The 16,576-nt window shown below is 61.1% G+C and carries 9 protein-coding genes; 2 read left to right on the forward strand and 7 right to left on the reverse strand.

What is annotated here, in order from left to right:
- Nucleotides 1–214: 214 nt before the first annotated feature.
- Both BLU17_RS02860 and BLU17_RS02865 read left to right on the forward strand, forming a co-directional pair.
- Nucleotides 215–784 carry a Panacea domain-containing protein gene (locus tag BLU17_RS02860; RefSeq protein ID WP_091994099.1) on the forward strand — a complete coding sequence of 190 codons (570 nt, stop codon included), beginning with the start codon at nt 215–217 and terminating at the stop codon, nt 782–784.
- On the forward strand, nt 781–1,239 hold the full coding sequence (locus BLU17_RS02865) for a hypothetical protein (protein ID WP_091994101.1): 459 nt from the start codon (nt 781–783) through the stop codon (nt 1,237–1,239). Before BLU17_RS02860 ends, BLU17_RS02865 begins: the two co-directional genes overlap by 4 nt.
- Before the next feature lie 70 nt (nt 1,240–1,309).
- Here the strand turns inward: BLU17_RS02865 and BLU17_RS02870 are convergent, their stop codons facing one another.
- The 7 genes from BLU17_RS02870 to BLU17_RS02910 all read right to left on the reverse strand — a co-directional run bounded on the left by BLU17_RS02870 (nt 1,310) and on the right by BLU17_RS02910 (nt 16,240).
- Nucleotides 1,310–1,726 carry a hypothetical protein gene (locus tag BLU17_RS02870; RefSeq protein WP_091994104.1) on the reverse strand — a complete coding sequence of 139 codons (417 nt, stop codon included), beginning with the start codon at nt 1,724–1,726 and terminating at the stop codon, nt 1,310–1,312.
- A gap of 1,394 nt (nt 1,727–3,120) precedes the next feature.
- A complete protein-coding gene (locus BLU17_RS02880; protein ID WP_143189161.1) occupies nt 3,121–3,441 on the reverse strand; it encodes a hypothetical protein in 321 nt (106 codons plus the stop codon).
- A 9-nt stretch (nt 3,442–3,450) separates the two neighbouring features.
- On the reverse strand, nt 3,451–5,214 hold the full coding sequence (locus tag BLU17_RS02885) for a ShlB/FhaC/HecB family hemolysin secretion/activation protein (RefSeq protein WP_091994110.1): 1,764 nt from the start codon (nt 5,212–5,214) through the stop codon (nt 3,451–3,453).
- 127 nt (nt 5,215–5,341) lie between these two features.
- Nucleotides 5,342–5,791 carry a hypothetical protein gene (locus BLU17_RS02890; protein WP_091994112.1) on the reverse strand — a complete coding sequence of 150 codons (450 nt, stop codon included), beginning with the start codon at nt 5,789–5,791 and terminating at the stop codon, nt 5,342–5,344.
- Between the two features lie 398 nt (nt 5,792–6,189).
- The gene (locus tag BLU17_RS02900; protein ID WP_176928893.1) at nt 6,190–6,642 is read right to left on the reverse strand and encodes an Imm42 family immunity protein; all 453 of its coding nucleotides are present in this window, start codon (nt 6,640–6,642) and stop codon (nt 6,190–6,192) included.
- A gap of 368 nt (nt 6,643–7,010) precedes the next feature.
- Complete coding sequence (locus BLU17_RS02905) at nt 7,011–7,307, reverse strand: MafI2 family immunity protein (protein ID WP_091994115.1); 297 nt, start codon at nt 7,305–7,307, stop codon at nt 7,011–7,013.
- Nucleotides 7,307–16,240 (reverse strand): two-partner secretion domain-containing protein, encoded by an 8,934-nt coding sequence (locus BLU17_RS02910; protein ID WP_091994117.1) that lies wholly within the window; start codon nt 16,238–16,240, stop codon nt 7,307–7,309. The genes BLU17_RS02905 and BLU17_RS02910 overlap by 1 nt, the downstream gene beginning before the upstream one ends.
- Nucleotides 16,241–16,576: the final 336 nt, after the last annotated feature.

Below are 16,576 nucleotides of genomic sequence, written 5' to 3' on the forward strand. Positions count from 1 at the left end.
AATGCCAATCCACATGGCCCCATTTCAACATGGACTCCGCGATCCACGGGTAGGCTAACCACGATACCGCAAGACCGCGAGTTCCCTTTTCGCTCGACCGGCATCCTGCTCCACGCATTAATTGTCCGATCTGCCCCACAAACGCCTACTTCCAGGGCAGCGTCGAATATCTTCATACGGCACGACGTGCTAAAGTGCCCGCGCGAGGGAACCTATGCTAACGAACCATGATCGGCAGAAGCTCGTCGAAGCGGTGCTGTACTTTGCCACAAACGTCAAGAAACTCGGCAAAGTTAAGCTCTTCAAGCTTCTCTACTTCCTTGACTTCGAGCATTTCCGGGACACCGGTAGGTCGGTAACCGGGATGGATTACGTCGCCTGGAAGATGGGCCCGGTTCCCGAGGCTTTGCATGGCGAGCTTTCAGCTCTGGACACCGCTGCAGGCGAGTGGTTCGGCAAGGTGGAGTTCGGTAGTCTCCAAACCAAGAGCGGCCCGATGCTTCGCATTAAGCCGCTTGGCGAGTTCGACGCGCGTTTCTTCACCAAGCGCGAACTGCGCATTCTTGAGCGACTTGCGACTGAGTTTAAGAACTCCGACGCAACCGAGATGATTGAAGCAACGCACCTCGAAAACCTTCCCTGGAATCAGGTCTACGTCAAGGAAGGGAAGAAGCGCGGCCGTATTCCATACGAATACGCACTCCGCAAGCAAGAAGCTGCTGAGATGAAATCGGTCGTGAATGAGCGTTCCGACCTTATCGCAGCGCTGAAAGGCCCAAGATGATCCAACCAGGGCAAATTCTCTTCCATAAGGACTTCAAGTTCACCGACGGGGCAACAAAAGACAAATACCTCGTCGTGCTCGGGAAGAGCGACCACAACGTTGTCGTCGCCAAAACGACCTCAAAAGGGTCGCGGTACCGTAACGACTTTGGCTGTCAATCTGGCAATCGGTTTCCTGCATTCTACTTGCCGCAGGGTTCATGCTGCTTCCCCGTGTGTACCTGGATCTGCCTCGACGAGTTCTATGAATTGACCGTCGGCGGCATTGACAACCTCTCGTCACGTATTATCTCGGGCCAAATTAATCGCTTCGGATCACTGGCCGACAGTATTGTCCGAGATATTCAATTTTGCGCGATGAACTGCGACGACATTACCTCCGTTCAAGAGGGGACAATTCGGAGCAGCTTAGCGCCAGACGCCTCCGCGAACGACAACGCGGTAAGCCAGAGTTGAGAATTGCTCGAGACACGTCACTCGCGGTGTTCAGCCAGTTCCCTCTCTTGATCTGCCGCTGCCAACAGCCTCACTCATCAACAGCAAACTCTTCCTCTATCGGAATCGGCGAGCGCCCCGTCCCTGTGATGAATCGTTGCATCCGATCCCAGGCCGCCAGGTATCGGTGCTTCGGCACCGCGGACAATTGCTCGTCATGCACAACCAGAAGGCGCTCAAGCGCTGTCTGTTCAGGATCGAGCAGCAGCCATTCCGCTCCTACCTCCGCGCGCTCGACACACGCGTCCAGCGCCGCCTCAGCTTGACGGTACAGATCCAAGTCGGCTCCTGACGCTGATTCTTCCCGCAGAAAAAATGCAAGATAGATGATCCGCAGCAAATTGATAATCTGCTCGGAATCGCCCTGACCGGCACGAACCGTCGCGAACGCCAAGTGATTCTCCAACGACAGTGCCCGCACCTTCTCGGTCGACAACGGCAGCAGCATCTCTTTCGTCAGCCCGGCACGACTTCCGCGCCGCATCGCACTTCTTCCCACCCGCTCTACCCTTCGTCTCTATCGAATCTTCGCGTCGTCTATGGCGACACCCCATTACGCATCGGCTTGGTCACGCGTCGAGTTTCCCGGGTGCCTCATACCGACTACGCTTCCAGTTGTTCTTCGCGCGGATACGATCCAGTATTGCGCAAGACGGGCACCACCCTCCCTGACGGACGCTGCCCGCTCGCGCCTGCCAAACGTGACCGCGATGGCACTGCCACGTCAGCTTGTGCTCCTTGTCGATGTACGTGTCAGACAGGCATGCCCCGCCGCGCTCAGCCGCCGTCTCCCGCATCTGCTCAATGCTCAACCGTCGACGATCGGCGGCGCAGCGCCGGCACCAGCGTCCCTGCAATACCAACTGGCCAGCCACCGTCCATTCATGCCCCTCCCGGCAACGGAACTGGTACTTTCCGGCTTGGCCGACGTACTCTGGCGACAGGCACACTCCGCCATGCGATTGCGCGGCCGCCTAAAGCCGTGCCAGCCCGTTCGCGTCGATTTGTGACGCAGACCGCGCGCACCGCAGGCACCAGGTGCCGCGCAAAATCTCGGCCCCCTCCGCCTCCCACCGGTGTCCTTTCGTACACTGGACCGGATAGTAGCTACGGGCGCCAGTGTATGCCGTCGCCAGGCATCGACCTCCATGGGCGCGGGCTGCCGCACGCAGGCGTTTCAAACCGTCCGCCAGTAGATTGCGTCTGGCGGACGCCTCGTGAGCGCATGAAGGACACCAGCTCCCCTCGCTGATTTTTCGACCTTGGACTTCCCATTCGTGGCCCTCAGCACAGCGCAACCAATAGAATTCGAGCAGTCCTGTAAACTCCCCTTTGACGAGTTCACCGCCCTGCCCGCCGACTCTCGCCAACCAGCGTTCCCGAATGGCTTCGTCTTCACATTCGGCACATACCGGGGGCTTGCTGGTTCGATACAGGAGGGACGTCGCATGTCGCTCAAACCGGTGTCCGCATCCACACTCGAAAGCGTATCGAGAGTGATACCCAGCCCAAATGTCGGACAGGCATCTCCAGCCGAATGTCTCGACGTGCCGTTTGAGCTTTTCGAGCGATGGATGACGATCTGCGTTAGCCATTGTCCTGCATCCGTCGTTCGCCAGCCCGGGGCATCCCTGCGCCGGGCGCGTTTACGGGCGCCCTTTTGAAGAACGCGCTTGCCATAGATCCCTTCGATGCCGCCATAATGCGCATGCTGTTCGATGATACGCAACCTTCTGTGCCCTGAGTCGGCATCGCCTTTGACGAACTTCGCATAGCCGATCACGTCCGATGCGGCCAACTGCAGCAACTGTTCGCGCGAAAGTATATTGCGAGGCTTTCTCATCAGCGGCGTGTCGCCATGCACAGCGACTGAAACGTGCGCCAGGCATTATCATAGTGCTCAAGCGAGGCACGCTCTGCGCCGTTACCCGCATTGGTTTCCTCCGGTATCGTGCGCAGGAAACACCGCTTGCCTTTCGGCCCCTCGCTGCGCAGCAGCCCCCGATCCATCGCGTAGCCGATCACGACGCGCGTCGTTGCGAATGACCAGCCTGTGCGCTGCTGCAATTCCGCCGCGCGGTATCGCTCGCCGGGCACGGTGCCCTCAAGCAGTTGCCGGATTCTTTCCTCTTTCATCTGCTCTGGCGTCTTCGTGCTCGTCACCGGTTTTCCTCAGAACTGCCCCGTTATCTGAAAGCCCAGAGTGACGCGTGCGGTATCAAATCCGGCAGGCTTGTAGATCGGCGTGCCTGCGAAGAGGTCATACGAGAGGCCTGCAGACTTCACAGGAATACCGCCTCGAATACCGATGACGGCACCGGCCAGCTGCGTGCCGGCGAGCACTGCCGTTCCTGGGCCGAACACATGGCCGTAGTCGATGCCCGCGTAGAGGGTCTGCCCCGTCCGCCCGAGCGGCAACTGCAATTCGTTGCGCCAGTAGAAGCCGCGCTCTGCGGCGAGCATCTTTTCGCCGTCGAAGCCGCGCACGGTGTAGCGGCTGCCGATCGTCAGGTCGTCGATATAGAACAGCGTGTCGCCCGTGTACTGGCCGTGCAGCGTCGTCACGTAGCGCAGGGCCTGCTTGCCAATCGCAAACGGCACCGACAGGTTCACGTCGAGCGTCGCCATGTGGAAGCGGTACGTGGCCGCCAGCGGCGTGCCGTCATCGGCAGTGGGATCGGCGGTCGCGCCCAGTCCACCGACGCCCTGGCGGTAGGCGAGCGTGCCGTCGAACTGCGCAGCGCCGAAATAATGCCGGTCGGTTAGCCCACCTTCGATGAACGTGTTGTTGCGGCCCTGCAGCGGAATCGTCGTGTCCGCGATGAAGCTCGCACCCCAGCGCTTGATAAGCTGGAATTCGAGGCCCAGGATATCGTCCTGGCTGCGGCGGATCACGCGCTGGATCTTTACACCGGCCGTCTGCGCGTTGCCGCTCGAAACGAACGTCTGGTTCACGCCCGCGATCTGCTGGTAGTAGGTGTTCGTGTTTCCGTAAAGCGTCGCGGTCCAGTAGCCCCAGGGCACGGAATACGAGCCGTTGAAGCCGTGCGAGCCCAGGCTGTGATCGCCGAATTCGAGGTCCTGATTCGCACCGACCGTGAAGATGTCGTTCAGCCCGAACGGGTTGTCGATCCCGAGGCTGACGTTACCCTGCAGCTTGCCTGTCGCGCGTTGGCCCGAGTTATCGACCGAGGCGGCGAAGGTCCAGGGCTTCGAGCGCTTGACGGTCACAACGACATCGCTTTCGCCGGGCACGTCGCCGGGAACGATCTGCATGGTGGCGTCCTGGCTGCTGACGCGTTTCATCTGCTCCAGTCCCTGCTCGAGGTCACGCAACTGCAGCACGTCGCCATCGCGCGCGGGAAACGCGCTTTTCAGCGTGCCGCGCGTATTCGCATCGGCGAACTTCAGATGACGGATGACACCAGGCACGAGCGTGAGCTTCAACGTCCCCTTTGACAGGTCCTGCGTCGGCACGAGTACGCGCGTGGTGATATACCCACGGCTCAGGATGACGCCTTGCAGCCCCTTCGTGAGAATGTCGAGGCCCTGCTTGCCGACGCATTGCCCCTCGTAATGCCGCAGCCAGTCATGCAGGAAGGCGAACCGGTCCATGGGAAGGGCCGACGCGCCTTTCACGCGGCTCACCTCAGGAAGCGTGTCGGGCACCTCCACCGTGAACGAGTCGATGCGAAAGCACGGCGTCTCGACGGGCAGCGCGGGCCATTCGCCCGCTGCTGGCGCTGCCGAACGAACGACTGGCGCGGCGACGGTCGCCGCACGCTGCTGCGCGTCGCGCTGCTGCTGGACCTGCTGTTGCTGTTCGGCGTTCGCACGTGCAGCGGCGGCGGTGTCGGCAGGTGTGGTCTGCGCGTTGGACGCAAGTGTAACCAGGGCTGTGAGCGGCAACGCCGCCAGCCTTCTTCGAAATTTCATGTTAGTTGTGATAGGAGTGCGGAGAAATCATACCCTGTAATTTTCTGGACTACTTATTGATTGCAAATGTGGAGCGGCACATCGCCGCCCGCATCATATCTCCCGAACCTTATTCCTTGTTGCCTGACTATGCCTCGGAAAACCGTCCAATGGTGACAAACACTTCATCTGTGTCTTCCTCGAAAATGACACTCGCTCTGGTCGCGGTATTCGGAAAATTGTGGCTGATTATTTCGTCCCACAATCCCGTGATGACTACGGCAAGCTGCTGGGCCTGACCAGATGAAATTCCTTGAAAAATATCGGTCAGTTCAACCATATTTACCCATGCTTGCGCCTGTTCAGGTTTCATCCCGCTTCGCCGGTACTCTTCGTATCTCGCTTCATCAAACCAATCAGCGACTACGATTACGTTGTCGAACAGAGTCATCTTTGGAGCAAACAAACGCGCCATGCAGAGAGCAAAATCTGATGGCAAAGCTACCTTTGCCGTAACAGCATGTATGAAATCCAGAGCGGAGAACCGCCCGTTGTTTGCCTTGACGAAATCGTCGTACTTCCAGTGTTCGATAGTCATCTCATTTACCCGTCGGGATTTCAGCCGGTGTCGCTGGTCGAACTACGCCCTTCCCCACGAACGCAGTACCGTCTGGTGCTACGTTGATGCTGGTTTCTTTGACGTTGGGCCGGGGAATTCCGCCATGATCCTGTCCAGAACCGCGATATTGCAGCGACGTCCCATCACCGTTATATGTGGTGTACTGTCCGTCTGGGCCAGGTCGCTCTATGTATGCGGCAAACTATCTACCTCCGGCAACGGAGCGGGAGGCTTGTTTCGCGACTTGCCACCCGCTGAACCGTCACCACCACTATTCAACGTCGCATTGTCCGGCACATACCCCGGCGCTCCCAGTTGGTCACTGGTAAGTGTCTAGCAGGATATCCAGTTCTCTATAGGCAGTGGATGCGATCGTGTCAAATTCCCCCCGCGCTAACTCGACCGTCTCTACGTTGTTTCCGCCGTCTGCCGAATACACAACTTTCGAAAGGTCTTGCGTATCCACCCACCAAGTAGATATGCCAAGCATTGAAGATGTCTACGTGCGGGCACACGTCAAAGCACGCTGGCATAAGTTCGTCTGGAATCAATCTTGTTATATCGTCGCCACTTTCATTCAAAGAGTCCTGAATAACGCGAAAAATTACTTTTTTGTCGCAGAGTGCCAGAGACGGCGCTGTGCGCTTCCCTGCGTCCGCAATGATGTACTGCATAGAAAACAGGACATCACGCAAGGAGGTTCCTTCGTCAAAGTCCCCAACTTGCTCGCCACCGATCCAATAGCAGAACCTGCCGAACATCCAACTTCCGCCTGGTTGTTCGTTCAATTCAAACTCAATTGCAAACCTTGATTTATCGCCGTGCAGCATTCTCATTTCCCCAGAATCTTCAAAGCACTCGCAGGAACCTTCGAGGCCGGGATTGTGCCGCTGAAATGGACCGTTCCCGCGTTGTCCGAGAAGTATTGATAGTAACCGGTGTCGCCTTTGGCATACCAAGTTCCCATACCACCAGGTACCGCGCCATTCTCGTATGCAGTTTGAGCATCCGCCGGCTCGGGTGTCTTTTTAGGGTTGTACAGTGGCTACTCGTATCGTGTGCCGGATTCGTTTGATACTCCGGATTCACGCGCGCGTCCACGTTTGACGGATTGTAGGGGTCATCTGATAGCGCAGGGCTCGGAGTGCCGTTATCCGAACCTTTTGAAAGGGTGGTATTCCCCGCCCCATACCCCAATTCATTCCCTTCTCTGGTAAACAAGCAGTTCTAACGTGCTATTGCGAAGTGGCTGCGGTACGTCGGTCCGAATACATTGCATTTCGACTAATTCACGCGCAAAGTGCGACGCCAGCTCAGATCCCACTTCTTCCATCGCCGCCTTATCCTCCTCAGCGATCGGTCCGTCAAACACCACCTGCACCGTTATATTTTCTCCGGCGACTCCACAACTCACAGCGCGGATATTTGCACTGACGTATCCCAGAAGGGAGGCCTGCAAAGCTAGCAACAGGCGAATTCGAAACTCTTTATCCATTAGGGCCTCCCGGGGACGATGTGAACTCCGTCCTTACTGTAGTGAATGATACCGTTCGTTGTTGGCGTACTCTCGCCCGTGACCGGATCAACGTAGTTCCCGATGACTGTTCCGAAGTTCACACGCTCACGATAACCAGGTTGGCCAGGTGCGACATTATTCGCGGGCTGCCCACTTCCGGCATAGTCGTCCACAAGTTTCTGAGGGTCTGGGTATGTCAACTCGCTTCGGCCAGGAATAAAGTTATTGTGATCTGGCTGATGCTTACCCTGCTTACCAGCGTCAATTGCTGGTGTATCGCCGCTATCACCATTTGTGGCAAGGGTTGTATTCCCGGCCCCATACCCCGCGCTACCCAGCGCAGCAGTTGTCGCCTGTCCCGCAACAGAACCTGCCATCGCCATGCCTGGCGCGACTGGCGGCCCGCCCTCACCAAACGTTATCGCAGACAGCCCGTTGCGGATACCTGCCAGAACCCGGTCCAGCGTCGAAGGCGAACTGTTGCCGCTATCCCCCGTCAGCTGACGTTCATCGTCAACCGACTGGTTGTACAGGTGCACGTTCGAACCCATCGCGGCACCCGCTGTTCCGCCCACCAGCGCACCGCCGACACCTGCCGCTACGTTCGCCGCAAGGTTGCCGATCAACTGCGAACCCGTGGCTGACGCTACTCCATTCGAAACACCGGCCAGGTCGTGGGCCAGTTCGGAAGCGAGGCCCGCGCCTGCGGCACCGCCCAGCGCCGTGAAGGCACTCCCGCCACCCAGGCCACCAATCAGTGCGCCACCTGCCATGTGCAACAGCGCGCGATCGTCGCCACCCTCATCCCATGCAGCAGCAGTGGCCTTGTCGCCAGCAGCAGCCGCTTCATCGCGCTTGTTGTCCGCATACGCGCCAATGCCCTGTGACACCGCCTGGCCTGCCGCCTGTGCGGCTTGCATCGTATCGGCCTGCTGGTTCAGGATATTGTTCACGTCAGGCGTCTTCGATACCGTGCCGTTCGTGTTCGTGGTGTCGCGGGAGAGCCCCGCCACGTCCTGCGTCTGTGCGGTCGGGTTCGTGATGGTGATCGTGCCCGCGCTCACCGCGCTGCGCGTGGTCGCGCTCTGGTCGCCGCTCTCATTCTGCGAGATCATCGGCGACACACCGCCCGAATTGCTCACCGAACCAGGGCCAACCGCCTTGCCGGTGCTGCCTCCGTAGCCCACACCCGCGCTGATACCGTTGCTGTTGGCATCGTAGTGCGAGTGGTTCTGGATGTCACTGTAGGTGAGCGTGCCAGTCGTAAGGCTGTTCTTCGACGCGTCCGCCGTGCTCGATATCACCGCACCGGTCAGGCCCGTGTTGCCCTTGACGTTGATGTTAAAGCCACCATCGCCCGCGCTGATTCCCGCCTGCTCGTTGACGCCCGCATAGTTGCCATCGGCGTGGCCGTTCTGCGCGCTGAAGCTCGCGCTGCCGCCGCCCTGGCTGATCGTAAATCCGCCGCCCGCGCTGCTCTGGTGCGCCGCACTGTTCGTCACGTCCTGCACACTTGCAATGTTCAGGTTCCCGCCAACGTCAGCCGTCACCTGCTTGCCCGCGATCTGCGAGCCGGTGATATTCGCATCGCCACCCGACACGATGGTGACGCTGTTCGCGCCCGTCACGTGCGAGGCGTTCTGGATCGACGCGTCGCTATTTGCGTCGCCATGCGCGTTCGACATCGCCGCCGAGACGCCAAAGCCGCCGCCCAGCGTGTATTGCACGCCAACGCTTGCGCTGCTGGAACTGTTAGAGGAGCGGGTCGAATCCGTGTTCGTGGTGTTGACCACGCTCACCTGATTCTTTGCCGCAAGGACGACATCGTTCGCGCTCACGTTCGAACCGGCGATGGTCACATTGCCGCTTCCCGGGATGCCGTTGCCGGTCGCGACGAAAGCCGCAGTACCACCCGCCTGCACGCTCGAACCGCGCTGCGTCGCCTGATCCTCCGACGACTGGCTCTGGCTCTTGCTCGAACCTATACTCACCTTGATACCGATGTCGGGCTTGCCTCCCGCGACGGCGGACTTCACCGCGCTGCCCACCACATACGCATCGCCTGCCGCCGCAATGCCGTGCAGGGCCGCCGCGCGGTCATTACCGCCGCCGGATGAGTGATTCACGCCCTGCGATTCGGAATAGGCGTTGTTGATCGCATCGCCCACGCTGCCCGCGAGGCCAATCGTTACGCCACTGCTACTGGTTTTCTGCGTCTGCGCCTGGTGGGAGGTATCTGTAGCCGCATCGATAATCACGTTGGCAGCCGTACCCGTCACATTCTGGCCCGCGACGAGATCGCTGCCCGTGACATGCAGGGTATTGCCCGCCTGAACCGACAGGTCGCCGTTGATCGAACCGACCGTGCTCGCGTTGTTCGTAACGCTCGACTCCTGGTCGGTCGTCGCGAGCTTGTTGCTGCCGACCGTCACGGTCAGGCCGCTCGTGCCGAGGCCCGAATGCTGCTCCTGATAGCTGCCTGACGACTGCATGGTGTTCTGCGTCGTGGTGATGTTCACGTCATGCGCGGCGCTCAGGGAAACGTCGTTCGTACCGACAATCGTGCTGCCTGCGACATTGATGTCCTTGCCGCTGGAGATCGCGACGCCGTCCGCCGAGATCGTGCTGCCCTGTGAAAGGGTGGTGGTTGTCTCGCGCGAACTCTCGACCGCCTTGCTGCTCACGACGTTGTGGTGGGTGCCCGTCGCCGCCGTATCACCGACCTGCGTTTGCGTGGCCGCGCCGATGTTCACGTTGCCCGCTGCCGCGAGCGTCGCGGTGCCCTTGTCGAGGCTGACCGTGCTGCCGATGATGTTGAGGTTGTTGCCTGACGCCACGGTGAGCGAATTACCGGCGTTAAGCGTCGTCGCCGTCAGCGTATCCTCGGACGTGTGCATCGAATCCGAGTAGTTGCCGTTGTGGTCGCTGGTTGCACTGTTGCCGTCAACGGTCGAGGTTGCCTTCGCCGCCTGCAGCGTCACGTCGCCCTTCGCCGCAACGACGCCGCCACCGCCCAGGTTGATGTTTGCGCCGGTTGCGGTGAGGTTGCCGCCAACACCGATTTCCGACACGCCGCCCACCTTCACGGCACTGCCGGTCGCACTATTAACGTTCGTTTCGGACACACCGTTCGCGCCGTGCACGACCTTGTGTTCGCCCGTCTGCACCGAGCCAATGTCGTAGTTGCCGCCTACGGCCATGCCGAGGTTGCCGCCAACATTGAGGTTGCCCGCGTTCTGCTCGACGTTGCCGCCTGTGACGATGGCGGCGTCGCCCTTCACGTTCAGGTTCGCGATGGGGCCGAGCGTGGTGGTGGTGCGCGTCGCGCCCGTGGCGCTCACCTGGTTGACGGTATTCACCGCCGTATTCAGCAGCAGGTTGCCGCCCGCGTTGAGTGCCAGGCTTCCAGCGTTCACCGTCGCCGAGGTGAAATTGACATCGCCCGTCGTCGTCAGCGACATCAGGCCGCCGCTCTTCAGTGCACCAAACGCGTTGTCGATGGACTCGCCGTCCACGTGGAGCGTGTTGCTGGCCTGCACCGTGCCGCTGTTCGTGAAGACCTGCGCGTTCCTCAGGTCGATGTCGGTTGCCGCGATCAGCGGCCCGTTCATGTCCTGCTGGCTGGTCTGGGCGAGGTAGACCACCGGCACCAGCACCGACTGGCCGTCCACGACTTCCGTCTGCATGATGACGACGTTCGTCGTCAGCGCCGCGACCTGGGCCGCCGACAGGCTCATGCCCAGCGGCAGGTCGAGCTGCTTCGCGAGCGTTGCGCCCGACGCCATCATGGCTTCGTACATCGACTGCGTGTCGGTGTAGGGACCGAGCACGGCCTTGCCCGTCAGCGATGTAATCTGGTTCTGCACAAGCTGCTGCTCGTACATGCCGTCACCCAGGCGCTTTTCCACTGTCGCTGGGTTGTAGCCGATCTGGTTCAGGTAGTAGTCGCTGGAGATGAACGACTTCTGGCTCGTGAACGCCGGATTCGATTCGATCAGGTACGGCGCGTTCGGCGCGGTGTCGCGGTGGAACAGGCCGCCCTGTGGAATGGTGAGGTTGTTCAGGACGTTCAGCGCCGTGGCCTTCGCGATGACCGGGTTGATGAGGCCGCCGCCGCCCTGAACGGACGTTGCACCACTGTGAGTGCCGCCCGCGTTGCCGCTCACGGCACCAACATTGACGGCTGCCACCGACTGTCCCGCCACGAGGCCGAGCGATGGAATGCCCGCATTGCCCGCCGTGTTGTTGATGCTCACGCCCGTACCGGAGAGCGTGCCGCCGGCCACGAAGCTCGATTCGTAGCTCGGCAGGGCGTAGGTGTGGATGTCAGCCGGCGCGACCTGGTAACCGCCTGGATTGGACGTGACGAACGTCGCATTGCCGAACGGCAGCTGCCAGTTGTGTTCGGAGTTGTCGTAGTTGTCGTAGTGGTACTGGCCCGAGTACGTGACCTGCACGCCAGGGGCCATCTGGCCGCGCCAGCTGTTCTGGTCAAGCGAGACGGGTGCGGCGATGTTGCCCGCTGCCGCGACCGCGCTCCAGTAGTTCTGGAACGTGCCGACCGATGCGGCATTCAGGTTCCCGCCCGCAATGATCTGCGCCTGCGGGCTGATTCCGGTCACAAGGTTGCCGAGCGCCACGCCGGTATACGTCGTGTACTGGTACGTGCTGTTCCACTGCCCGCCGTGCGGCGGATTGATCGGCATGCCGCCAGGCCCGGCCTGCAATGCGGCGATGACGGCGGGATCGTAGTTGGAAGCAGTCGGATCGAACTGGATGCCCATGACCTGCGGATTACCAGGACCGCATGCGGCCATGTGCGCGGCCGTACACCCCGAGAGGCTGATGCCAAGCTGGGCCAGCAGCGCCGGATCGACCGCTTCGGTGTAGGCACCGTCGGTCGTCATCACGCGGCGCTTGTTCGTGATCTGGTTCGCGTACAGCCCCATGTCGCCCGAGGACTGGACAAGCGCCGATACGTTGTCGATCAGGTTCGCGTTCGTGTAATTGCCGCTGGCATCCTTGCCGCCGGCGAGAACGACCTTGCCCAGACCGTAGATCGCGGTCGTCGCCTGCGTGTCGGTGGCCGTGGTGTCGTCGCGGTTCTCGATATCGGGCGCGAGCAGTTCGAGCGTGCCGTTGCTTCCCGTCGCGCCGATGAGCGCCGAGGGGCCCACATTCGAAATGGACGTGGTGGCATTCAGCGACACGCTGCTGCCGACAATGGTGCCCGAGTTCTCCAGGGTGGCCGAGTGCGTGGCGAGCGTGCCGCCTGCCATCATCGATCCGGTGTTATTGATGTCGTTCGCGTTGACGTTCAGGTTGTCGGCCGCCACCAGCGTGGCCGCATTGCTGAAGGTGCCGGGCAGGTTGAAGGTGAGATCGTGACCCGCGCTGAACGCAAAGGACGAGGTGGGCGCGAAGCTGCCCTGGATGGTCACGGTCACGTCGTTCACTGCGCTGTACGCGCCGCCGCCCGTGAGCGTCGCGGCATTCACGGCGAGGTCGTGCGTCGCGCCGATCTGGCCGTTCGTGTTGGTCACAGCGCCGGTCGTCGTGATAGCGACGTCGCCCGTTGAGCCGCCCGAGCCCGTACCCGCGAACGTGCCGATCCTGCCAGCGGTGTTATCCAGCGTGTCGGACTGGATCGTGACGTTCGCGCCGCTGATCTGGCCACCCTGCGTGTTGGAGACTGTCGAGGCATTAGCCGCGACATCGCCGTTGCCCGTGACGACGCCGTTGGTGTTGAGGAGCTGGCTGCCGCCATTGACGCTTGTGCCGCCGGTGCCGAGGTTGCCGATGAGGCCGTTTGTATCGTCAATGGATGCGGCCTGCACGGCGAGCGTGCTGGCGTCACCCGTAGTCCCCGTGCCCGACTGGATCTGCCCGTACATGTTGGTCAGCGCGCTGCCGCTGGTGAGCGACAGCGACGAAAGCGAACGGATCGCCCCCTGCGTGTTGTTCACGGCACCCGCAATGGTCGCCTGTATCCGCCCCTTCGCGGCCAGCACGCCGCCTGCGTTGTTCAGCCCGCCCGCTGTCGCGACAAGCTGCCCCGCCGTGATGATCCGCCCACCCGCGTTGGACAAGGCACCCGAGCCGTTACCGGGCTTGATCGTCAACGTACCGGTTCCCGCGTGCGTGATGGTACCGTTGTCGTTAATCAAGGTGGCAGGGGCGAGCACGAGGTCCTGGCTGTTGGTCCCGAGCGTGCCGCCTGCCGAATTGTCGAACGTGCCGCTCACGTTGAACACCATCGGCCCCGATCCGTACTGCAGGATCGTGCCGCCGTGGTTCAGCAAGTCCGTCGCACCGAGCGCGAGCTGGTTTGCCCCGATGGTGCCGGCGCTGTCATCGAGCGTCCCGGTGGTGGTGATCGCGAGGTTCGGCGCAACGACCTGGCCGCCGTTGTTGGTCATCGAGCCGGTCTGGATCGTCGCGGCAGTGCCCGCGCCCACCTGGCCACTGTCGTTGGTCAACGTGCCGCTGGTAACGTTCAGGTCCGCATTCGACAGCAGCTTGCCAGCGGTATTGTTCAGCGCACCGCCGACCATTGCCGTGAGGCTGGTCTGGCCGATCACCTGACCGGCTGCGTTATTGAATGCGCCCGCGTCGGCTACGATGTTGCCATTGCTCTCGATTGTCCCGCCAACATCCGAGATTGTGCCCGTCCCGTTGCCTGCATCCAGCGTGAGTGTGCCCGTGCCTGCGTGGATGATCCTGCCGTGGTCGTTGATCAGCGTGGCGGGTGCGAGCGTCAGGTTCGTGCTGTTGGTCTGGATCGTGCCGTTGTTCGAGTTGTCGAGTGTGCCCGATACCGCCACATTCATCGGACCAGCGCCCGTTTGCGTGACGGTCCCGCCGTGATTGACGAGGTTGGTGGCGGTGAGCGACACCTGGGCGGCCTGCGTGGTCCCCGAACTGTTGTCGATGGTCGGCGCGTTCAACGTCGCGGTCGTACCCGCCGAGAGGCTTCCGCTGTTGGCCAGCAGGTTCGTTGCCGTGGCCGCGAGTGCACCGCCAGCCGCCACAGCCCCCGAATTGTTCAGGTTCCACGCACTCAGGACGGCGTTGTAAAGCGCGGTCGTTTTGCCCGCGTTCGTGAAGGTGTTCGCACTGAGATTGATGTTGCCGTTTCCGCCAATCGCGCCACCCAGGCCGTTGAGCAGCGTGCCGGTCACGCCGAGATTCAGGCCGTCGCCGTTCAGAGAGAGAATCTGGCCTGCGGTGTTGTCGAGCGAGGAAGCCGATATCGACAGAGCCGCGGCGCTCTGCATCGTCCCGTTGTTGTTCGCGATGGCACCACCGCGCACGTTCATCGCGCCCTGCGAGATGAAGCTGCCGCCCTGGTTCGCGATGGCTCCCGAGGCCTGCATGTTCAGCGGCCCCTGCGTCGACACCGAGCCGCCCTGGTCCGAAATGCTGCCTGCGGTGAACGTCGCGCTGCTGCCCGCAGTCAGCGTGGCATGATCGTTGACCATAGCGCCGGAAGCCTGCGCGTTGACCGCGCCACCCGCGCTCGTCCTTGCGCCTGTGAGGTTGAGGTCGCCCGCGTTCGCCGTCAGCGCAACGTTCCCGGTGGCGGCAGTCTCGCTGCCCGCGAGATTGACGGCGCTCCCCGTTATCGAGGCATTGCCGCCCGCGACGTTAAGGCCAGTTGCATTCACCTGCCCCGAGGACGATACGGACAGGTCGCCGCTGTTCCCGACCGTGCCATCGCCGTTCACGCCTGCGCCGAGCGTACCCGTGGACGCCACGCTGCCCGCATTGATGCTCGTGTTCTGCTGGGCCGCCAGCGTGCCGCTGTTTGTCAGTGCACCCGCCGTTCCGATTGAGGTGTTCTGCTGCGCGTAGATGGTGCCCGTATTGTTGACCCCGCCCGCTGCATTGACGCCGATATTGCCGCTCGCCTCCATCGTGCCGGACTGCACCAGCTGGCCTGCGCTCGTGAGCGTGAGGTCGCCTGCCTGCGCGGCGATGGTTCCGGCGTTCGCCACACCCACGCCGTTTTCGGTCCCAACCAGAACGATCCGATTGGCGTACATTCCGCCAAGCTGCGACACGTCGACGGACACGCCTGGCGCGGCGCCCGTACCAGCAACGGGCGTGGCATTCAGGCTCGCGTAATCGACGTTGTTCGGCCCGGTGACCACTTTCAGCGTGTTGGCATAGATCGCCGCATTCGCCTGCACGGCGCGCGAGATCAGGTCTACCTCGTCAATGTTCGACGCGTTAAAGCCCGCACCCTGAACCGTGATGGTCCCCTGCGTGACGTTAAAGCCGGTAAGATTGCCGCTCGCGTCGATGAGCGGATTGCCGGTCGTGAGGATGCCGCGCGACGTGTTGATGAAGCCGCCGCCGTCCACGACGATGCCCGAGGGGTTCGCGATGACGACATCCGCCTTTTGCCCGGCAACTTCAACGTAACCTCTCAACTGCGACGGGTTGCTGCTGTTGACCTGGTTGACGATGATCTTTGCGGCGTTGTTCGGCCCGAAGTTTGGATTGCCGTTGATCTGTCCGGCGAGCTGCGTACCCGTGATAACGGGCGAATTGTTAAGTATTGTGCCTCTCGAACCTACGTCGAACTGCGAATAAGTGTTAAGTGACACGCCAGCACCAGAGGGCCTGGTGATGTTCACCTGCGGCAAGCCGTTCGCTGTGCTGATGACGTTCGGCGCATGCGCTCCCGAAGGCACGATCTGCGCACCGGCAAATGTCGGCGCAAGTCCAAAGAGGGCAATCGCGGCAAAGGCCGCGTGACGCAAGGCGAAGAGCGTGATGGTCAGGGGCGCATGCGATGGCGCTGTTTCTCCCTGACTGGCTTTCCCGTGTCCGGTTGCCGTTTCTGCGACCGCAATGAGCATGCCGCGAAGCTTGCTGAAGACAAGCCGGTAACAACGATTGTTCATTGTCTCTACCCGTGATGCTGGATGAAGCCCTGCGTAATGCAACGGCGTTTTCCAAGTTCTTCACAACGACGTAAGGCCATGACGGCCGGTCGGACGTCGCTACCCAATTGCACTGAACGTGTAGCGGCCGAGACCGGGGCTGCCATCGGACAAATGTCAAATTCCGTCAGATTTATGAATTCTTTTACAATTTCTCGTACTGCTAATGAATTGCGCATGGCATGCGCAATTCATTGAACCCTAGAGCGTGTTAGGCACTTCCGGCCAGACCTGGTATCCTGGCTGGATGGCAAAACGCAAACCCTACCCGACGGATGTGTCGGACGAAGAATGGAA

Origin of the sequence: Paraburkholderia lycopersici, assembly GCF_900096975.1 — a bacterium.
Lineage (GTDB): Bacteria > Pseudomonadota > Gammaproteobacteria > Burkholderiales > Burkholderiaceae > Paraburkholderia > Paraburkholderia lycopersici.